Below are 15,542 nucleotides of genomic sequence, written 5' to 3'. Positions count from 1 at the left end.
CTCGTGCTCCTGTCACTCGAAGAGTGAGTGCCGTGCGCCCGGCTGCTCACGGCGGCGGGCGGCGCGGCGGCGCTGGATGACGACCAGGTCGACCACCGCCACGACGGCGAACAGCGCGCAGAGCACACCCAGCCAGGCCAGGCCGGCCCAGAACGCTCCGACCGCGAAGACGGTCATGGTGACCAGGCCGAACAAGGCCAGGGCCAGGCGGAGGTTCAATGCGCTGTAGGCGTGGCCGACCGTGCCTCGGGCACGCCGGGGCTGCGATCTCGTCATCGTCTCGGCCTACCCCGGCGTGGACGCCACTAACCGACCGCTGCCCACACACTCCTACCAGATTGGTGTTTCTAGATGTCGACTCTGCCCGGAAGTTGACACGAGCGGGCCACCCCACCCCGTCCGGCCCGTAGAGTGACCGGGCTGTCGCTCTGCGCTGTCTGACCGGGGGAAGACGCATGCCTCGACGCTGGGTCGCCGCCGTGGCCTGCCTGTTTGCGCTGGTCGCGCTCGCCTGCGAGGAGGGCGGCGGGGCGTCCCCCCGCCCCACCAAGAGCGGGTCGACACCGACCGGCCTGCCCACCACGATGGCCGCCCTCGGCGACTCGATCACCACCGGTTTCGGTTCCTGCCTGGTGCTCACCTCGTGCCAACGCAACTCCTGGTCCACCGGGGACGGCATCCGGGTGGAGAGCCACTACCGGCGGCTGCTGGACGCCGACGCCCCGATCCGCAACCGGGCCCGCAACCACGCCGTGCCGGGTGCCCGTGCCGAGGCCCTCGCCGGGCAGGCCGGCGCCGCCGTCAAGGACAAGGCCGACTACGTGACGGTGCTGATCGGGGCGAACGACGCCTGCCGCGACGACATCGACCGGATGACCTCGACGGCCACCTTCCGCAGCCAGGTCGACCGGGCGCTGCGGGTGCTGCGGGAGGGCCGCCCCAAGGCCCGGGTCCTGGTGGCCAGCGTCCCCGACCTCAACCGGCTCTGGGAGATCGGGCACACCGAGTCCCGCGCGGTGCGGATCTGGAAGACCGGCATCTGCCCGGCCCTGCTGGCGAACCCCACCTCGGACGCCAAGGCCGACCGGGACCGGCGGGCCCGCTTCGCCGAGCGGATCGACGCGTACAACGGCCAGCTCAAGGCGGCCTGCCGGGCGTACGGGTCGCGGTGCCACTACGACGGCGGGGCGGTGCACCGGGTGCGGTTCAGCCTGGACGAGGTCAACGCGCTGGACTGGTTCCACCCCAACGTGGCCGGGCAGAACCGGCTCGCCGACGCGACCTTCCCGGCCGCCGGTTGGCGACTCTGAGCCGTACCCGCCGCCGGCCGGCCCCCGACAGGACGCCGGTCAGGCCCGCGACGGGTCACGCCGCGCCCGGCGGCGGGCCGGACACGGCGGGCGCGGAGGGCTGATCAGGGGCGGCGCGGTTGGGGCACCCCGCCCCGGTGTTCCCGGTAGAGCGCCTGGGCGCGCTCGGCGAGATCCTTGGTGGCCGACGAGTTGGCCCAGGTGCCGAGGATGATCGCGGCCCCCGGAACGACCTTGGCGAAGACCCGCTTCGCCGCCCGCATCCCGGCCATCCGGGCCAGCCGGACGCCCAGTTGCAGCATCACCCGGCCGAGCGGGTTCTGGGCGGCGTGGCCGAACAGCGCGCCGGCCCGCTCCCGACCGGCCGCGACACCCAGTGCCAGCCGGGCCGCCTCGGCCGCCTTGTGCACCTTTTGCAGGACGAGCAGGTCGGTGGCCCGGTCCGGGTGGGTCGGGTTCGCGCCGTAGGCGGCGGCGACGTGCAGCACCAGCCGGGCCTGGGTCCAGGCCAGCACGCCGACGTCGATGACGGCACCGGGCAGCCCGGCCGCACCGGAGACCGCGCCGGAGAGCCGGGCCCGGTTGACGAAGCGCCGGATCGCCTGCTCGGCCAACTGGTCGGCGGTCGCGTCGGGTCGTTCCGCCCGCGCCTTGGCGATCCACTGCGCCGCCTCCGGGCCGAGCCGGCGGACCGCCTCCAGGGCCAGGTGCTCCGGCGCGTACTGCGGATCGTCCCGCATCCGGTCCCAGAGCCGGGCCGGCGGCGCCTCGGGCACGTCACCCGGATCACCGGCCGGTGCCCCCGGCACCGCCGAGACCACCGCTCCCGGCACCGCCGACACTGCTGTCCCCGGGACCGCCGGCTGCGCAGCCGGCGGGGCGGTGGCTGCCGGTGCCGTGGTCGCCGGTGTCACGGGGACCGCCGGGCCCGGAGTGTCCGCCGGGACCGGCGGCATGGGTACGGTCGGTTCGTCGTCGACGGGCACGGCGTCGGTCACAGAGGCTCCCGGTGGTGGAATAGGTTCAGGGGCGGTCAGCGACGGCGGCCCGACAGCTTGCTGGCCGCCTGCTTGAGCCGCGCCTGGTTCGCCGGCTTGGCCAGCTCGCGCCGACCCCGGTCGACCAACTGCTGCCCCTTGGGCGAGCGCAGGAAGGCGCTGATCCGCTGCATCAGTGCTGACATGTCGTCCTCCGATCGGATGTCCTGCGTCATGTGTACCCGATCCGAGCAATCGCCAACCGTCCACTGTGTCCGATGGAGGATAACCACCGATGCCGGTCCGACACGAACGGAGCCGGCCCGCCCGAGGCAGGCTCGGGCGGGCCGGGTCCCCGGGTAGGACCACTCAGGTCAGGACGGGGGGCTCAGGTCGGTGCGGGAGGGCTCAGATCGGGACGGGAGGGTCAGACCAGGACGGCGGCGACCACCTCGGTCGCCCGCCACTCGTGCTGGGCGTAGAGATCGGGGTAGGCGGAGATCTGCACGGCCTGCGCGGCGACGGTCAGCGGCAGGTCCTCCCAGCCGGGGATCTCCAGCAGCGCGTTGAGGAACGCCCGGGTGGCGAACGCCGGGTCCATCAGCTGCCCGACCTCGCCCCAGCCGCTGCTGGGCCGCTGCTGGAACAGCCCGACCGAGTCGTGGTCCCAACCGATGGCCTGGTGCGGGTAGTTCTGCGACTCGGGCAGCACACCGCTGGCGTAGTTGTAGAGGTTGCTCTCCTGCATCGCGGTGGCCACCGCGATGACCAGGGCCCGGCGCGGGACGCCCATCGCCCGCCCGGCCTTGACGATCTCCTTGGCGTTGTCCATCTGGGCCTGGTCGAGGCCGGCCACCGGGACGATCCGCTTCGGCCTCGGCTTGGGCTTGGGTCGGGGCTTGGGCCTGGTGGTCCTGGTCGCGCTCGGCGTGGGGGCGGCGGTGGTGGGGCTGGCGGTGGTCGGGCTGGCAGGGGTGGCGTCGGGAACGATGGTGACCGGGGTACGGACCTCGGCGCGGGAGGCGGCCTGCTGGCTGCGCTCGGCGAGCGCCGCCTCGGTGCCGGCCCGGTCGTCGGCCCGCTCGGCCGGCAGGGCCTGTGCGCCGGCGACGGCGGTCGCCCCGAGGCAGCAGAGCACACCGGCGGCGAGGGCCACCCGGGTCCGGGCCGGACGGCGTCGGAGGTTAACGAGTCCGCCGAGGCGGGTACGGAGGGAACGGCGGGTACGGGCTTCACCGAGAACGCCGACCTGAACGGACGAGGGGGTGTCGTCCGAACGGCCAGTCATGCCCCCGGGGGCGCCCTGGTCGTCGATGGTGTCGTCGTCACGCATCCGCCGAGGCTAGACATGCCCTCTTCCGGTGACCCACCGTCACAGAGTGGCCCTCATCACAATCGTCGACCCACCGGCGGGACGCCGGCCCTGGACGCACGGCCGGGGTGACAGACCACCCGCAACCGGCATTACGGTCAGGAAACCCGGGGCATGTCGTCCCGCGTGGTCGAGCGCCCAGAGCACCCCGGCCGGCAGCATGATCCATCATGTCCCCCTTTTGGGGGACAGGCCCGAACCGTCCGACCGAGCCACCCCCGGCACCATCGGTGAATTGGTGGCTTCCTCCGGGTTTGGTAGCCGGATCGGTCACGACACGCCCAGTGATGGAATGGATGACGCCGACGGGTACGTTCCCCGAACCGGGTGCCGTCCGCGCACGGCCCGCCCGTACGCGCGTTTCCTCAGGAGGTCCGACCGGTGCTCGACCCACACGAGCTGTACCAGCTCACCGACGATCTGCCCGACCTCGGTCAGCCGGTGCTGATCCAGGCGCTCACCGGCTTCGTCGACGCCGGCAACGCCAGTCGGCTGGCCCGCGAGCAGTTGCTCACCTCGCTGGACGCCCGCACGATCGCCACCTTCGACGTCGACCAGCTCTTCGACTACCGGTCCCGCCGCCCGGTGATGACCTTCGTCGAGGACCACTGGGAGGACTACGACGCCCCCGAGCTGGCCCTGCACCTGCTGCACGACGACGACGAGACGCCGTTCCTCCTGCTCACCGGCCCGGAACCGGACCTGCAGTGGGAGCGGTTCGTGGCGGCGGTCAGCGCGGTGGCCGCCCGGCTCGACGTCCGGCTCACCGTCGGGCTCAACTCGATCCCGATGGCCGTCCCGCACACCCGGCCCACCGGGGTCACCGCGCACGCCACCCGCCGGGAATTGATCTCCGGCTACGAGCCGTGGTTGCAGCGGGTGCAGGTCCCGGGCAGCGTCGGGCACCTGTTGGAATACCGGCTCGGCCAGGCCGGCCGGGACGCCCTCGGCTTCTCCGCCCACGTGCCGCACTACGTCGCGCAGACCGAGTACCCGGCCGCCGCCGAGGTGCTGCTCTCCTCGGTGTCCCGCAGCACCGGCCTGCTGCTGCCCAACGACAGCCTGCGCTCCGCCGCCGAGGTGGTCCGGGTGGAGATCGACCGGCAGGTCGCCCAGACCGACGAGGCCGCCGCACTGGTCACCGCCCTGGAGGAGCAGTACGACGCGTTCGCCCGGGGACGGGGCGAGAAGAACCTGCTCGCCGCCGAGACCGGCCCGCTGCCCACCGCCGACGAGCTGGGCGCCGAGCTGGAGCGCTTCCTCGCCGAGCAGACCCGACCCGGCGACACCCCGGGCGCCTGACCCACCCGTACGCCGACGGCGGCGATCCCCACCCGGGACGCCGCCACGCCAGTGCCGCCGGGCGGGTCGGCCCCGGTCGGCGCACCGCCGCTCACCGGACGGCCGCGCGGAGTCCCGGCCCGGCGGAGTCGCCGGCTTGGCGGGCCGACCCGGCGGGGTGGGCCGGGATGCGGCAGGCTGGGCACATGCGCCTGGCGACCTGGAACGTGAACTCGGTGAAGGCCCGGCTGCCCCGGCTGCTGGACTGGCTCGCCGGCACCGCCCCCGACGTGGTGTGCCTGCAGGAGACCAAGTGCCCGGACGGGGCCTTCCCGGTCGCCGAGGTCGGTGAGCTGGGCTACGAGGTGGCCAGCCACAGCGACGGCCGGTGGAACGGGGTGGCGATCCTGTCCCGCGCCGGCCTGACCGACGTCACCGTCGGATTCCCCGGCGAACCGGGCTTTCCGCAGCCCGAGGCGCGCGCCATCGCCGCCACCTGCGCCGGAGTCCGGGTCTGGTCGGTGTACGTCCCGAACGGCCGGGCGGTCGACGACCCGCACTACGCCTACAAGCTGGCCTGGTACGCCGCGCTGCGGGACGCCCTGTCGCCGGAGGTGGCTGCCGGTGGGCCGGTCGCCGTCTGCGGGGACTTCAACGTCGCCCCGACCGACGCCGACGTCTGGGACCCGGCGCTCTTCGCCACCTCCACCCACGTCACCCCCGCCGAGCGGGCCGCCCTGGCCGCCCTGCGCGACCTCGGGCTCAGCGACGTGGTGCCCACCCCGATGAAGGGGCCGCACCCGTACACCTACTGGGACTACCGGGCCGGCATGTTCCACCAGAACAAGGGCATGCGGATCGACCTGGTGTACGCCTCCGCGCCACTGGCCGCGACGGTCCGCTCCGCGTACGTCGACCGGGAAGCCCGCAAGGGCAAGGGCCCCTCCGACCACGCCCCGATCGTGGTCGACACCGACCTCCCGCCGGCCGTCGACACGCCCTGACCCGCCGCCCCGGGCAGCGCCGCCGTTGCCCGCCCAGCGGGGGCGGGACGCCCCGGCTGGACGGCTGGCGGGTCGGGACGCCTTGGCGGGGCGGGCTGGCGGGACGGGACAGCTTGGCGGGCGGGACGCCTTGGCCAGGTCGGCTAGCGGGGGTGGGACGCCTTGGCCAGGTCGACGAAGCCGCGCCACGCGGCCGGCGCGAAGGTCAGCATCCCGCCGTCGCGGTCCTTCGTGTCGCGGACGAGGATGACGTCGGGCAGGTTGTCCGCCACCTCGACGCAGTTGCCGCCGTTGTTGCCGCTCCTGGTGCTCTTACGCCACCGCGCACCGGTCACGTCCATGCTGCCGCCACCTTCCGAATGAGATCCAGGGACTGCGCCCGAGGCAGGGCCTCCCCCACTATGCGCGCCCACCGCTGCTCCAAGGTAGCGATATCCTGACGCTGATCGATGATCTGCGCGCGCACCTGACCGTCCACATGCGCCACCCGCGTCCCGTCGTCGAGGTCGGCCACGATGAACGGTCCGCCGAGGCCGGCGTACATTCCCGTTTCCGCCGGGACCACGTGCACCTGCACCGTCGGCAGCTCGGCGCACTCGGCCAGGTGGGCGCACTGCTCGCGCATCAGCTCGGGCCGCCCCCGCACCGGCCGGCGGAGCACCGCCTCGTCGATGACGGCGACCAGCAACGGCGGGCGGGCCCGGTGCAGGACCGACTGCCGGCCGATCCGCGCCTTGGTGAGCTGGTCGACCTCCTCCTCGGTGAGCGTCTCACCCGCCAGGGTCGCCCGCGCGTAGGCTTCGGTCTGCAGCAGCCCGGGAATCCAGGCCAGCTCGAACCCGCGCAACGCGATCGCCTCACGCTCGATGTCGGCCCACCGGCGGAACCACACCGGCTCGCGCCGCCGCAGCGCCTCCGGCCACAGCTCCAGGACGTCCCTGCCCAGCGCCATGGCAACCTGGGCGCGGTGACGGGTCTGGGGAATCCGTCCGTGGCTCGCCCACCGCGCGGCGGTCTTGGGGTCGACCCCCACCCGGGAGGCGAGACTCTCGGCGGTCTCGCCGCTCTGGGTCATCGCCTCGATCACTGCCCGATTCATCCCGAGTCCCCTCCGGACGTTCTGAACGTTCGCCGCCATCCTGCTACGCGGTGTGTTCGGACCGCAACTCTCGGCAGGGTGGTTTTCAGAGCGACGCCGCCGGTCGGTGTGAGATCCCCACCGGTCGCGTCTGCCGAGGGGCCGCCCGGTAGGAGGGGACCGGACGGCCCCTCCTCCAACACCCCACGGACAGAAGGGACCCCGCCGTGCCCGAGGAGCAGCCGAAACCACCACCCGCCCCGAACCCACCGCCCCCGCCGTCCCCACCACCCGCGCGCCCGATCGTCCCCGGCCCGATCGGTCCGTTCATCCCGCCCTACCGGGGCATCCGGTGCGAGGAGGACGCGGTGACCGAACTCGCGGCCGGGCCGGATCACCGGCGTCGTGCCGGCGCACCGCTGGGCGGGGCGGCGCAACCGGGGGCCGCAGTGCCCGGGGTAGCCGTCGCCGCCGGTGACCTGCTGCACCTGACCAGGGAGGCGAGCGTGCAGTTCAGCCGGCCGATCACGGTCCGGGTCATCCGGGTGCTGACCGGCTGGCACACGTACGACGGGTGGGTGTGGATCGACGCGTACGAGCTGAATGGTGCCGGTGACGCGGTGCGGCGGCGGACCCTGTTCCTGATGCCGGCGGGTGCCCGCCGGCTCACCCCGCAGCCGGGGCCACCGGCCGGGCCGGCACGGACAGCGGCCCGGCAGCCAGGAGGAGAGGCCGCACCGCCAAGGCCGAAGGCCGCGCCGTCAAGGCCGAAGGCCGCGCCACTGCGGACGGCGGGCCGGCAGCCAGGGAAGGCCGCTGTGAGGCCCGGGCCGGCAGTCCCGCAGCACCGGGCGACGGCGGACCCGCAGCGCCCCGCCCGACCAGGCCCGGCACCGGTACGCGGGTCGGCGGTGACGCGGTGACCGCACCGCTGACTGGTCCCCACACGCCGGTACGCCCGATCTGGCTGTGCCGGGTCGACGCGCGGCCCTGGCCGTGCGGCGAGGCGAAACTCGCGCTCCTCGCGAGGTACGACGGCGACCGGCCGGGCCTGTTGATCCTGCTGTCCCGGTTGTCGGTGGAGGCGACCGACCACCTGACGCAGCTCGACAGCGGTCGCCAGGCCGACCTGACCGACCGCTTCCTGACCTGGGCCCGCACGCCCGCCGATTGACCCTCCCGCGCCGGCCGCGCCTCTCCCCACCACTCTGCCGGCGGCTGCCCGCCCCCGCCCGCCACCCGGCCGGGCGACGCAGGCGGATTGTGGAGAGTTGTTGCGCCCCTGGCGACAACAACTCTCCACAAAGCCGCGTGCACTCCGCGCTCCCCCCGCCGGAAGCGCGTCTCCCGCGCTCGGCATGCGCCCACGCCCCGCAGCCCGCGCACCACGCACCGCCCCGGGTCCGCCCGCCGCATCCTGCACGGCAGCTCCGCGTCGCGCGGGCGCCACCGACGGCGTACGGCCAGGCTGGCCGCCGGACGGTCCGGCGGCAGGGGCGGGGCTAGGGTGGTGGGATGGCAGTCGTGAAGATCAACGCGATCGACGTCCCGCCCGGTGCCGGCGAGGAGTTGGAGAAGCGGTTCGCCGCGCGGGCCGGCGCGGTGGAGAACTCCCCGGGCTTCCTCGGCTTCGAGCTGCTGCGCCCGGTCGCCGGGGAGAGCCGCTACTTCGTCTACACCCGGTGGGAGACGGAGGAGGCGTACCAGGCGTGGGCCGCCGGGCCATCCCGGGCCGCGCACGCCAGCGAGGGCGGCGAGCAGCGGCGACCGGTCGCCTCCGGCGCGACGCTGCTGGAGTTCGAGGTGGTCCAGCAGGTGACCGGCAAGGGCTGAACAGCGATGCCGTCGGGCCGCGCCGGGACTCCACCGGCACCGGCCCGACGGGGGCCGGCACCGTCAGCTCGACGGGGACCGTCCGACGACGTCGACCTGCCACGGCCGTACCGATCGACATGGTCGACGCCACCCGCAGGAGTAGACGGCCGGCGGACGGTCAGAGCCAGGGCAGGACGGGCGCGGTGGCGGGGGCGGCCAGCCGCGCGAGCCAGCCGGCGATGCCGGCGGCACCCTGCATGAAGCCGGGCTCCGGCGGCAGTTCCGGCGGGGTCCTGGCGTGCGCGGTGTTCGACCAGGTGCCGCCCGCCGGGGTGGACACGGTACGGGCGAGCACGTCCTCGGCGAGCGTGTTCGCCCAGGTGAGCAGCGCAGGGTCGGCGGCGTCCTGGAAGCGGTCGACCAACACCTGCCCGACCCCGGCGGTGCCGCAGCAGCGGGCGAGATTGTCCCAGTACCCCGGGTACAGCCGCTGCGGGACACGGCTGTCGCGCAGCGCCCCCAGGCACTCCTCGACGGCCTGCCCCCAGCGGGGCTGCGGGTCGACGGCGTCGAGGAGAGCGAAGAGTCGCACCGTACCGGTCGGGCCGTGGCACCAGCCGAAGGTGACCGCCGGGCGGTCCGGGCGGGGCGGAACCAACAGCGGCAGCGCCCACCCGTCGGGGTGGCGACCCAGGGCCAGCAGGCCGTCGGCGGCGCGGACGGCGATGTGGTGCAGATCGTCGCGGTGCAGGGTGACGCCGGCGGTGGCGAGGACGTAGGCGACGCCGGCCGTACCGTGGGAGAAGCCGGGCATCAGGCGCTCGTCCCCCGCCCGCATCCGCCAGTGCGGCCCGTCGGGCCGCTCCTCGGCCAGCCCCACCAGCCCGTCGGCGAGGACGTGGGCCGCCTGCACCACCACGCTGTCGGAACCCTCGTCGAGGGCGTCGAGGAGGGCCAGCAGGATGCCCGCGTCGCCGGAGATGACGTCGGCACACCGGCCCGGGTCCACTGGTCGGTGCAGCAGCCGTTCGGCGATCCCTGCCGTCACCGACGCGGCGGTGTCGAGGGCGGCCCGGTCGCCGGAGACCCGGGCCCAGGCGCGCAACGCGACCGCCACCCCGGCCCAGCCGTCGAACAACCCGTCGTCGGGCATCGTCGAGGCGTCCGGCTCGTGCCGGGCAAGATGCACCAACCGGCCCCGGGCACCGGCCGCGACCCGGTCGAGCGCCGACCCCGCTGCGGTGGCGACGCCACCGTCCGTCGTGGTGACGACAGGATGGCGGCCGGTGGCCATGGCCTCGGCACAGCCGAGCAGCACCCCGGCGGTCCCGGCATAGAGATCGTCGAAGCGTTCGCCCGCCTCCTGCCACCCCAGACCACCGTCGGCGGGCACCGCCACCGACTCGATCCAACTGAACGCCTGCCGCACCACGTCCGCCATCACCGCGCCGATCCTGCCACCGCCGCCCGACCGCGTCCCCGCAATATCGTGCGCGGCACGGGCCGCGTCGATCAGGGGGAACAGGGCCCGGCGCCTGCGGGCGCGGGGTCGGGGGGAACGGGGCCCGGCCGGTGCCTGCGGGCGGGGTCAGGGTGAGCGGGTTTCGGCCAGCGAGGCGAAGGCGACGACGTTGTCGGCGTAGCCGGTACGCCCGCCGATCCACTGGCCGCCACAGGTGATCAACCGCAGGGCCGGCGCTCCGCTGTCGCCATAGACCCGGTCGGCGGGCAGGGCCGACTTGTCGAAGAACTCCACCGAGTCGACCCGGAACACCACCACCCGGCGGTCGTCCCGGGTCACCTCGATCCGATCGCCGGGCTTGAGCTTGCGCAGGTCGTAGAAGACCGACGGCCCGTCCTTCGAGTCGACGTGGCCGACGATGATCGCCCGGCCCGGCTCACCGGGGGTCGGGCCCCGGTCGTACCAGCCGGTCTCGTGGTGCCGGTCCAGCGGTGGGACGTCGATCGACCCGTCCCGGGCCTGACCGACCGGGGCCACCGGGGCGGCCACCTTGATCGCCGGGACGGTGAGCCGGACCGGTCGGCTGGCCGGCAGGCTGCCTGGTGGGGGGCTCGTTCGGGCATCGGCCGCCGGACGCTGCGGCGGCGTGTCGGTCCAGTCCAGTGGCCCGACCGTGCGCCCCAGCCCGGCACCGGTGGCGAAGACGCCGAGCAACACCAGCAGCACGGCCAGCGGCACCGACCAGGGACCACGCGTCGACCCCGCACCCGGCGGTGCCACGCCCGCTGGCGACGGCGCACCGGCCGGGCCACGGTACGGCGGTACCGGCGTGGCGGGGGGCGTAGTGGCGGGCGGCGGGGTGGGGTGGAAGATCTGCGGGCCGGAGGTGGGCGGCTGCGGGGTCGGGCCGTTACGGGGACCTGAGGGGACCGGCGGTGGGGGCATGGTCAGCTCCCGGCGACGCCACGCGGCCGACGGGCCGCCACGATCCCGACGACGGCCCCGGCGATGGTCAGTGCCAGCCCGCCGGGCACCAGCAGCCCACCGGGCAGCCCGCCGCCGGTCGCACCACCGAAGCCGGTGTGCGGCCCGGGGCTCGGCTTCACCTTCTTGACCACCTGGAGCGCCGTGGAGGCGGTCGCCCCGTCCGGGCATTCCAGCTTGATCCGGTAGTTGCCCGGCCGGACCCGGTCCTTGACCATCGGGGCGGCGGTGAGCAGCCCGTGCTGCGGCTGCACCTGGACCCGGCCGAAGGCGTCGGAGACGACGGTCGCCGGGATCGAGTTGTCGTGGCAGCTCGCCTCGATGCCGACCAGGTAACCCGGCTCGACGGTGCCCGGGGTCACCTCGACGAAGAGCACGCCGGGCGGCGGCTGCGGGTCCCCACCCTGGTCCGGCGCGGGCTGACCGGGCGCGGGAACCGCAGCGGCGACCGGCACCGCAACCACCGGCACGGCGACCAACGGAGCAGCCGCCGAAGGAGCGGCGGACAGCGGGGCGGCGGACAGCGGGGCGGCGTGCCACAGCGCGGGGACGAGGGCACCGACGGCGACCGCCAGCGCGGTGCGGTGCAGCGCGATCGACACCATTCCCCCTTCCGGCGCCCCCGGGCAGCGCCGGACCGACCCGGACGCCGACCTGCCGTACGGGATGAATCGTCTCACCCTCCGCCCGACGGCACATCCGATACGGCGGAACCGTCGCGTACGCTCGGGTCGCTGTGACCCCCATCGACCCGAACCCCGCCGTCCCGGTGGCCCCGCCGGCCACCGGGATCCGCACCTTCCATCCCCGTCGGGGTCGGATGAGCAGTCGGCAGACCGACGCGCTGACCCGACTCTGGCCGGCGTACGGGATCGGGATCGCCGACCTCGACGGGCCGGTCGATCCGGCCGGGTTCTTCGGCCGCAGGGCCCCGGTGGTGCTGGAGATCGGCTCCGGGATGGGTGACGCCACCGCGGCGATGGCCGCCGCCGACCCGGACCGCGACTACCTGGCGGTCGAGGTGCACACCCCGGGCATCGCCCACCTGCTCGACCTGGTGCAGCGCCACGGTCTGCGCAACGTCCGGATCGCCGAGGGCGACGCGCTGGACCTGGTCCGGGCCATGCCGCCGGGCTGCCTGGACGCGGTGCACGTGTTCTTTCCCGACCCGTGGCCCAAGTTGCGGCACCACAAGCGGCGGATCATCCAGCCGGCGCACGTGGCGCTGCTGCGCTCCCGGCTGACCGGCGGCGGGACCCTGCACTGCGCCACCGACTGGGCCGAGTACGCCGGGTCGATGCGCTCGACCCTCACCGCCGACCCCGAGCTGGACGACGTGTACGCAGGCTATGCGCCCCGCCCCGACCACCGCCCGGTGACCAAGTTCGAACGCCGGGCGCTGACCGCCGGCCGCCCCGTCTTCGACCTGATCCACCGCCGCCGCCCCTGACCGACGAGGTCTCCGCGATCGGTGCGATACCGCCCGGCCGGCGGTATCCGTCCGCCGGCGATGCCGCAGCTCAGCGATCCCGCGACTTCGACCCGCCCCCGACCTGGGCAAGGCCGGCCGGACCACGACAGGCGGGGGCGGGTGAGGCCGCAGCGGCCGGGGGCCGGGTGGCCCGGCTGGCGTGCGGGGTGGTGGTGCGGGCACGATGGGGGCGCTATGACGCTGACTGCCGCGCTGCCTCGAAGCGCCGACCCCGACACCCTCTTCGACGCGTTCGCCGGCTGGGCGTCCGAGCGGGGGCTGGACCTCTATCCGCACCAGGAGGAGGCGGTCATCGAGATCGTCTCCGGCGCGAACGTGATCATGAATACGCCGACCGGTTCGGGCAAGAGCCTGGTCGCGATCGCGGCGCACTTCACCGCCCTGGCCGACAACCGGACGAGCTTCTACACCGCCCCGATCAAGGCCCTGGTGTCGGAGAAGTTCTTCGCGCTCTGCGAGGTGTTCGGCGCGGAGAACGTCGGCATGCTCACCGGCGACGCGAGTGTCAACGCCGACGCCCCGATCATCTGCTGCACCGCCGAGATCCTGGCCAACCTGGCGTTGCGCGAGGGGGCGCGGGCCGACGTCGGCCAGGTGGTGATGGACGAGTTCCACTTCTATGCCGAGCCGGACCGGGGCTGGGCCTGGCAGGTGCCGATCATCGAGCTGCCGCAGGCGCAGTTCGTGCTGATGTCGGCCACCCTGGGGGACACCACCCGGTTCGTCGACGACCTGACCCGGCGCACCGGGCGGTCGACCGCCGTCGTCCGGTCGGCCGAGCGGCCGGTCCCGCTGATCTTCTCGTACGCGATGACGCCGCTGCACGAGACGCTCGAAGAGCTGCTGGAGACCAAGCAGGCCCCGGTGTACGTCGTGCACTTCACCCAGGTCGCCGCGCTGGAACGCGCCCAGGCGCTGATGAGCGTCAACGTCTGCACCCGGGCCGAGAAGGACATGATCGCCGCCGCGATCGGCAACTTCCGGTTCACCTCCGGCTTCGGCAAGACGCTGTCCCGGCTGGTGCGCCACGGCATCGGCGTGCACCACGCCGGCATGCTGCCCAAGTACCGCCGGCTCGTGGAGACCCTGGCCAAGGCCGGCCTGCTGAAGGTCATCTGCGGCACCGACACGTTGGGCGTGGGCATCAACGTGCCGATCCGCACCGTGCTGTTCACCGGCCTGAGCAAGTACGACGGGGTGCGCACCCGGCTGCTCAAGGCCCGCGAGTTCCACCAGATCGCCGGCCGGGCCGGGCGGGCCGGCTTCGACACCCTCGGGCGGGTGGTGGTGCAGGCCCCCGAGCACGTCATCGACAACGAGAAGGCCCTGGCCAAGGCCGGTGACGACCCCAAAAAGCGGCGCAAGGTGGTCAAGAAGAAGCCGCCGGAGGGCTCGATCGGCTGGGGCGAGCCGACCTTCCAGCGGCTGGTCGACGCCGAGCCGGAGCCGCTGACCTCCAGCTTCCAGGTCAGCCACTCGATGCTGCTCAACGTGATCGGCCGGCCCGGCGACGCGTTCGCCTCGATGCGGCACCTGCTCACCGACAACCACGAGGACGCCGCCGCCCGGCGTCGGCACATCCGCCGGGCCGTGGCCATCTATCGGGCGTTGCGCGCCGGTGGGGTGGTCGAGCAGCTCGACAAGCCCGACGAGACCGGCCGACGGGTCCGGCTCACCGTCGACCTCCAGCTCGACTTCGCGCTCAACCAGCCGCTGTCGCCGCTGGCCCTGGCCGCCATCGAGCTGCTCGACGCCGAGTCCCCGTCGTACGCCCTGGACGTGTTGAGCGTGATCGAGTCGATCCTCGACGACCCGCGCCAGGTGCTCTCCGCGCAGCAGTTCAAGGCGCGCGGCGAGGCGGTCGCCGCGATGAAGGCCGACGGCATCGAGTACGAGGCCCGCATGGAGCTGCTCGACGAGGTGACCTGGCCCAAGCCGCTGGCCGAGCTGCTGCACGCCGCGTACGAGATGTACCGGCAGGGGCACCCCTGGGTCGCCGACCACCAGCTCTCCCCCAAGTCCGTCGTCCGGGACATGTACGAACGCGCGATGACCTTCGGCGAGTTCGTACAGTTCTACGGGCTGACCCGGTCCGAGGGGCTGGTGCTGCGCTACCTCGCCGACGCCTACAAGACGCTGCGGCAGACCGTCCCGGAGGACGCCAAGACCGAGGAGCTGATCGACCTCATCGAGTGGCTGGGCGAGCTGGTCCGCCAGGTCGACTCCAGCCTGATCGACGAGTGGGAGCGGCTGCGCAACCCCTCCGACGTCGCGGACGCCGCCCTGGCCCACGCGTCGCTGGAGGAGCGGGTGCCGGCGGTCACCCGCAACGCCCGCGCCTTCCGGGTGCTGGTCCGCAACGCGCTGTTCCGTCGGGTCGAGCTGGCCGCCCTGCGCCGCTGGTGGGATCTCGGCGAGCTGGACGGCGCGACCGGGTGGGACGCCGACGCCTGGGCGGAGGCGCTGGAGCCGTACTTCGAGGCGTACGACGGGATCGGGGTGGGGCCGGACGCCCGGGGGCCGGCGCTGCTCATGATCGAGCAGGGGCGGGAGAAGTGGACCGTCCGGCAGATCCTGGACGACCCGGAGGGCGACCACGACTGGGGGATCAGCGCCGAGGTCGACCTGGCCGCCTCGGACGAGGCGGGGGCCGCCGTGGTCCGGGTGACGGACGTCGGGCAGCTCTAGCTTCTTTTCTTCGAAGGGGCCGTCCGGTGCGTCCGGACGGCCCCTTTTGCACCCTGGGCGATGTCACCACCGTCGATTA

General features: G+C 73.9%; 17 protein-coding genes. 8 read left to right on the top strand and 9 right to left on the bottom strand.

Features of this window, described 5'->3' with window-relative positions; genetic code table 11:
• Positions 1-12: 12 nt before the first annotated feature.
• Positions 13-276 (bottom strand): DUF6343 family protein, encoded by a 264-nt coding sequence (locus ACQP1S_RS10320; RefSeq protein ID WP_432905635.1) that lies wholly within the window; start codon positions 274-276, stop codon positions 13-15.
• 179 nt (positions 277-455) lie between these two features.
• On the opposite strand from ACQP1S_RS10320, the gene ACQP1S_RS10315 reads away from it, so the two are divergent.
• Positions 456-1,310, top strand: coding sequence for a GDSL-type esterase/lipase family protein (locus ACQP1S_RS10315; RefSeq protein ID WP_432905632.1), 855 nt, complete (start codon positions 456-458; stop codon positions 1,308-1,310).
• A gap of 104 nt (positions 1,311-1,414) precedes the next feature.
• Here the strand turns inward: ACQP1S_RS10315 and ACQP1S_RS10310 are convergent, their stop codons facing one another.
• The 3 genes from ACQP1S_RS10310 to ACQP1S_RS10300 all read right to left on the bottom strand — a co-directional run bounded on the left by ACQP1S_RS10310 (position 1,415) and on the right by ACQP1S_RS10300 (position 3,620).
• Positions 1,415-2,131, bottom strand: coding sequence for an EcsC family protein (locus ACQP1S_RS10310; RefSeq protein WP_432907953.1), 717 nt, complete (start codon positions 2,129-2,131; stop codon positions 1,415-1,417).
• Between the two features lie 212 nt (positions 2,132-2,343).
• Complete coding sequence (locus ACQP1S_RS10305; protein ID WP_176738988.1) at positions 2,344-2,493, bottom strand: hypothetical protein; 150 nt, start codon at positions 2,491-2,493, stop codon at positions 2,344-2,346.
• A gap of 221 nt (positions 2,494-2,714) precedes the next feature.
• Positions 2,715-3,620, bottom strand: a complete 906-nt coding sequence (locus ACQP1S_RS10300) for a peptidase M23 (RefSeq protein ID WP_432905629.1) — start codon at positions 3,618-3,620, stop codon at positions 2,715-2,717.
• A 420-nt stretch (positions 3,621-4,040) separates the two neighbouring features.
• Between ACQP1S_RS10300 and ACQP1S_RS10295 the strand changes: the two genes are divergently transcribed.
• Positions 4,041-4,961: a proteasome assembly chaperone family protein gene (locus ACQP1S_RS10295; protein WP_091246600.1), complete on the top strand. Its 921-nt coding sequence runs from the start codon at positions 4,041-4,043 to the stop codon at positions 4,959-4,961.
• Between the two features lie 185 nt (positions 4,962-5,146).
• Positions 5,147-5,944, top strand: a complete 798-nt coding sequence (locus ACQP1S_RS10290; protein WP_432905625.1) for an exodeoxyribonuclease III — start codon at positions 5,147-5,149, stop codon at positions 5,942-5,944.
• A 143-nt stretch (positions 5,945-6,087) separates the two neighbouring features.
• Here the strand turns inward: ACQP1S_RS10290 and ACQP1S_RS10285 are convergent, their stop codons facing one another.
• On the bottom strand, positions 6,088-6,279 hold the full coding sequence (locus tag ACQP1S_RS10285; protein WP_432907950.1) for a DUF397 domain-containing protein: 192 nt from the start codon (positions 6,277-6,279) through the stop codon (positions 6,088-6,090).
• The gene (locus ACQP1S_RS10280; protein WP_432905622.1) at positions 6,276-7,043 is read right to left on the bottom strand and encodes a DUF5753 domain-containing protein; all 768 of its coding nucleotides are present in this window, start codon (positions 7,041-7,043) and stop codon (positions 6,276-6,278) included. Before ACQP1S_RS10280 ends, ACQP1S_RS10285 begins: the two co-directional genes overlap by 4 nt.
• Positions 7,044-7,390: 347 nt before the next feature.
• Here ACQP1S_RS10280 and ACQP1S_RS10275 point away from each other — a divergent pair, with 347 nt between their 5' ends.
• The 3 genes from ACQP1S_RS10275 to ACQP1S_RS10265 all read left to right on the top strand — a co-directional run bounded on the left by ACQP1S_RS10275 (position 7,391) and on the right by ACQP1S_RS10265 (position 8,855).
• Positions 7,391-7,945, top strand: a complete 555-nt coding sequence (locus ACQP1S_RS10275; protein WP_432905619.1) for a hypothetical protein — start codon at positions 7,391-7,393, stop codon at positions 7,943-7,945.
• Positions 7,942-8,196 carry a flavin reductase gene (locus ACQP1S_RS10270; protein ID WP_432905617.1) on the top strand — a complete coding sequence of 85 codons (255 nt, stop codon included), beginning with the start codon at positions 7,942-7,944 and terminating at the stop codon, positions 8,194-8,196. Before ACQP1S_RS10275 ends, ACQP1S_RS10270 begins: the two co-directional genes overlap by 4 nt.
• Before the next feature lie 341 nt (positions 8,197-8,537).
• Positions 8,538-8,855: an antibiotic biosynthesis monooxygenase family protein gene (locus ACQP1S_RS10265; protein WP_432905614.1), complete on the top strand. Its 318-nt coding sequence runs from the start codon at positions 8,538-8,540 to the stop codon at positions 8,853-8,855.
• Positions 8,856-9,015: 160 nt separating this feature from the next.
• Here ACQP1S_RS10265 and ACQP1S_RS10260 read toward each other — a convergent pair whose 3' ends face one another.
• The 3 genes from ACQP1S_RS10260 to ACQP1S_RS10250 form a co-directional block, all read right to left on the bottom strand.
• Positions 9,016-10,278, bottom strand: coding sequence for a lanthionine synthetase LanC family protein (locus tag ACQP1S_RS10260; RefSeq protein WP_432905611.1), 1,263 nt, complete (start codon positions 10,276-10,278; stop codon positions 9,016-9,018).
• A 147-nt stretch (positions 10,279-10,425) separates the two neighbouring features.
• Positions 10,426-11,250, bottom strand: coding sequence for a class F sortase (locus ACQP1S_RS10255; protein ID WP_432907948.1), 825 nt, complete (start codon positions 11,248-11,250; stop codon positions 10,426-10,428).
• Positions 11,247-11,888 (bottom strand): hypothetical protein, encoded by a 642-nt coding sequence (locus tag ACQP1S_RS10250; RefSeq protein ID WP_432905608.1) that lies wholly within the window; start codon positions 11,886-11,888, stop codon positions 11,247-11,249. The genes ACQP1S_RS10255 and ACQP1S_RS10250 overlap by 4 nt, the downstream gene beginning before the upstream one ends.
• 215 nt (positions 11,889-12,103) lie before the next feature.
• Here ACQP1S_RS10250 and trmB point away from each other — a divergent pair, with 215 nt between their 5' ends.
• Together trmB and ACQP1S_RS10240 are read left to right on the top strand one after the other, a co-directional pair.
• A complete protein-coding gene (trmB, locus tag ACQP1S_RS10245) occupies positions 12,104-12,733 on the top strand; it encodes a tRNA (guanosine(46)-N7)-methyltransferase TrmB (RefSeq protein WP_218108218.1) in 630 nt (209 codons plus the stop codon).
• A gap of 216 nt (positions 12,734-12,949) precedes the next feature.
• Positions 12,950-15,463, top strand: a complete 2,514-nt coding sequence (locus tag ACQP1S_RS10240; protein ID WP_432905605.1) for a DEAD/DEAH box helicase — start codon at positions 12,950-12,952, stop codon at positions 15,461-15,463.
• Positions 15,464-15,542: the final 79 nt, after the last annotated feature.

Origin of the sequence: Micromonospora matsumotoense, from assembly GCF_050951065.1 — a bacterium.
Taxonomy (GTDB): domain Bacteria; phylum Actinomycetota; class Actinomycetes; order Mycobacteriales; family Micromonosporaceae; genus Micromonospora; species Micromonospora matsumotoensis.
Note: the sequence above shows the minus strand (reverse complement) of the source record. Positions and strands in the feature narration are given on the sequence as shown.

Bases quoted from the DNA above. Each gene is read 5' to 3' on its own strand.
- ACQP1S_RS10320 (WP_432905635.1), bottom strand. From the start codon at position 276: ATGACGAGATCGCAGCCCCGGCGTGCCCGAGGCACGGTCGGCCACGCC.
- ACQP1S_RS10315 (WP_432905632.1), top strand. From the start codon at position 456: ATGCCTCGACGCTGGGTCGCCGCCGTGGCCTGCCTGTTTGCGCTGGTC.
- ACQP1S_RS10305 (WP_176738988.1), bottom strand. From the start codon at position 2,493: ATGTCAGCACTGATGCAGCGGATCAGCGCCTTCCTGCGCTCGCCCAAG.
- ACQP1S_RS10300 (WP_432905629.1), bottom strand. From the start codon at position 3,620: ATGCGTGACGACGACACCATCGACGACCAGGGCGCCCCCGGGGGCATG.
- ACQP1S_RS10290 (WP_432905625.1), top strand. From the start codon at position 5,147: ATGCGCCTGGCGACCTGGAACGTGAACTCGGTGAAGGCCCGGCTGCCC.
- ACQP1S_RS10280 (WP_432905622.1), bottom strand. From the start codon at position 7,043: ATGAATCGGGCAGTGATCGAGGCGATGACCCAGAGCGGCGAGACCGCC.
- ACQP1S_RS10265 (WP_432905614.1), top strand. From the start codon at position 8,538: ATGGCAGTCGTGAAGATCAACGCGATCGACGTCCCGCCCGGTGCCGGC.
- ACQP1S_RS10260 (WP_432905611.1), bottom strand. From the start codon at position 10,278: ATGGCGGACGTGGTGCGGCAGGCGTTCAGTTGGATCGAGTCGGTGGCG.
- ACQP1S_RS10250 (WP_432905608.1), bottom strand. From the start codon at position 11,888: ATGGTGTCGATCGCGCTGCACCGCACCGCGCTGGCGGTCGCCGTCGGT.
- trmB (WP_218108218.1), top strand. From the start codon at position 12,104: ATGAGCAGTCGGCAGACCGACGCGCTGACCCGACTCTGGCCGGCGTAC.
- ACQP1S_RS10240 (WP_432905605.1), top strand. From the start codon at position 12,950: ATGACGCTGACTGCCGCGCTGCCTCGAAGCGCCGACCCCGACACCCTC.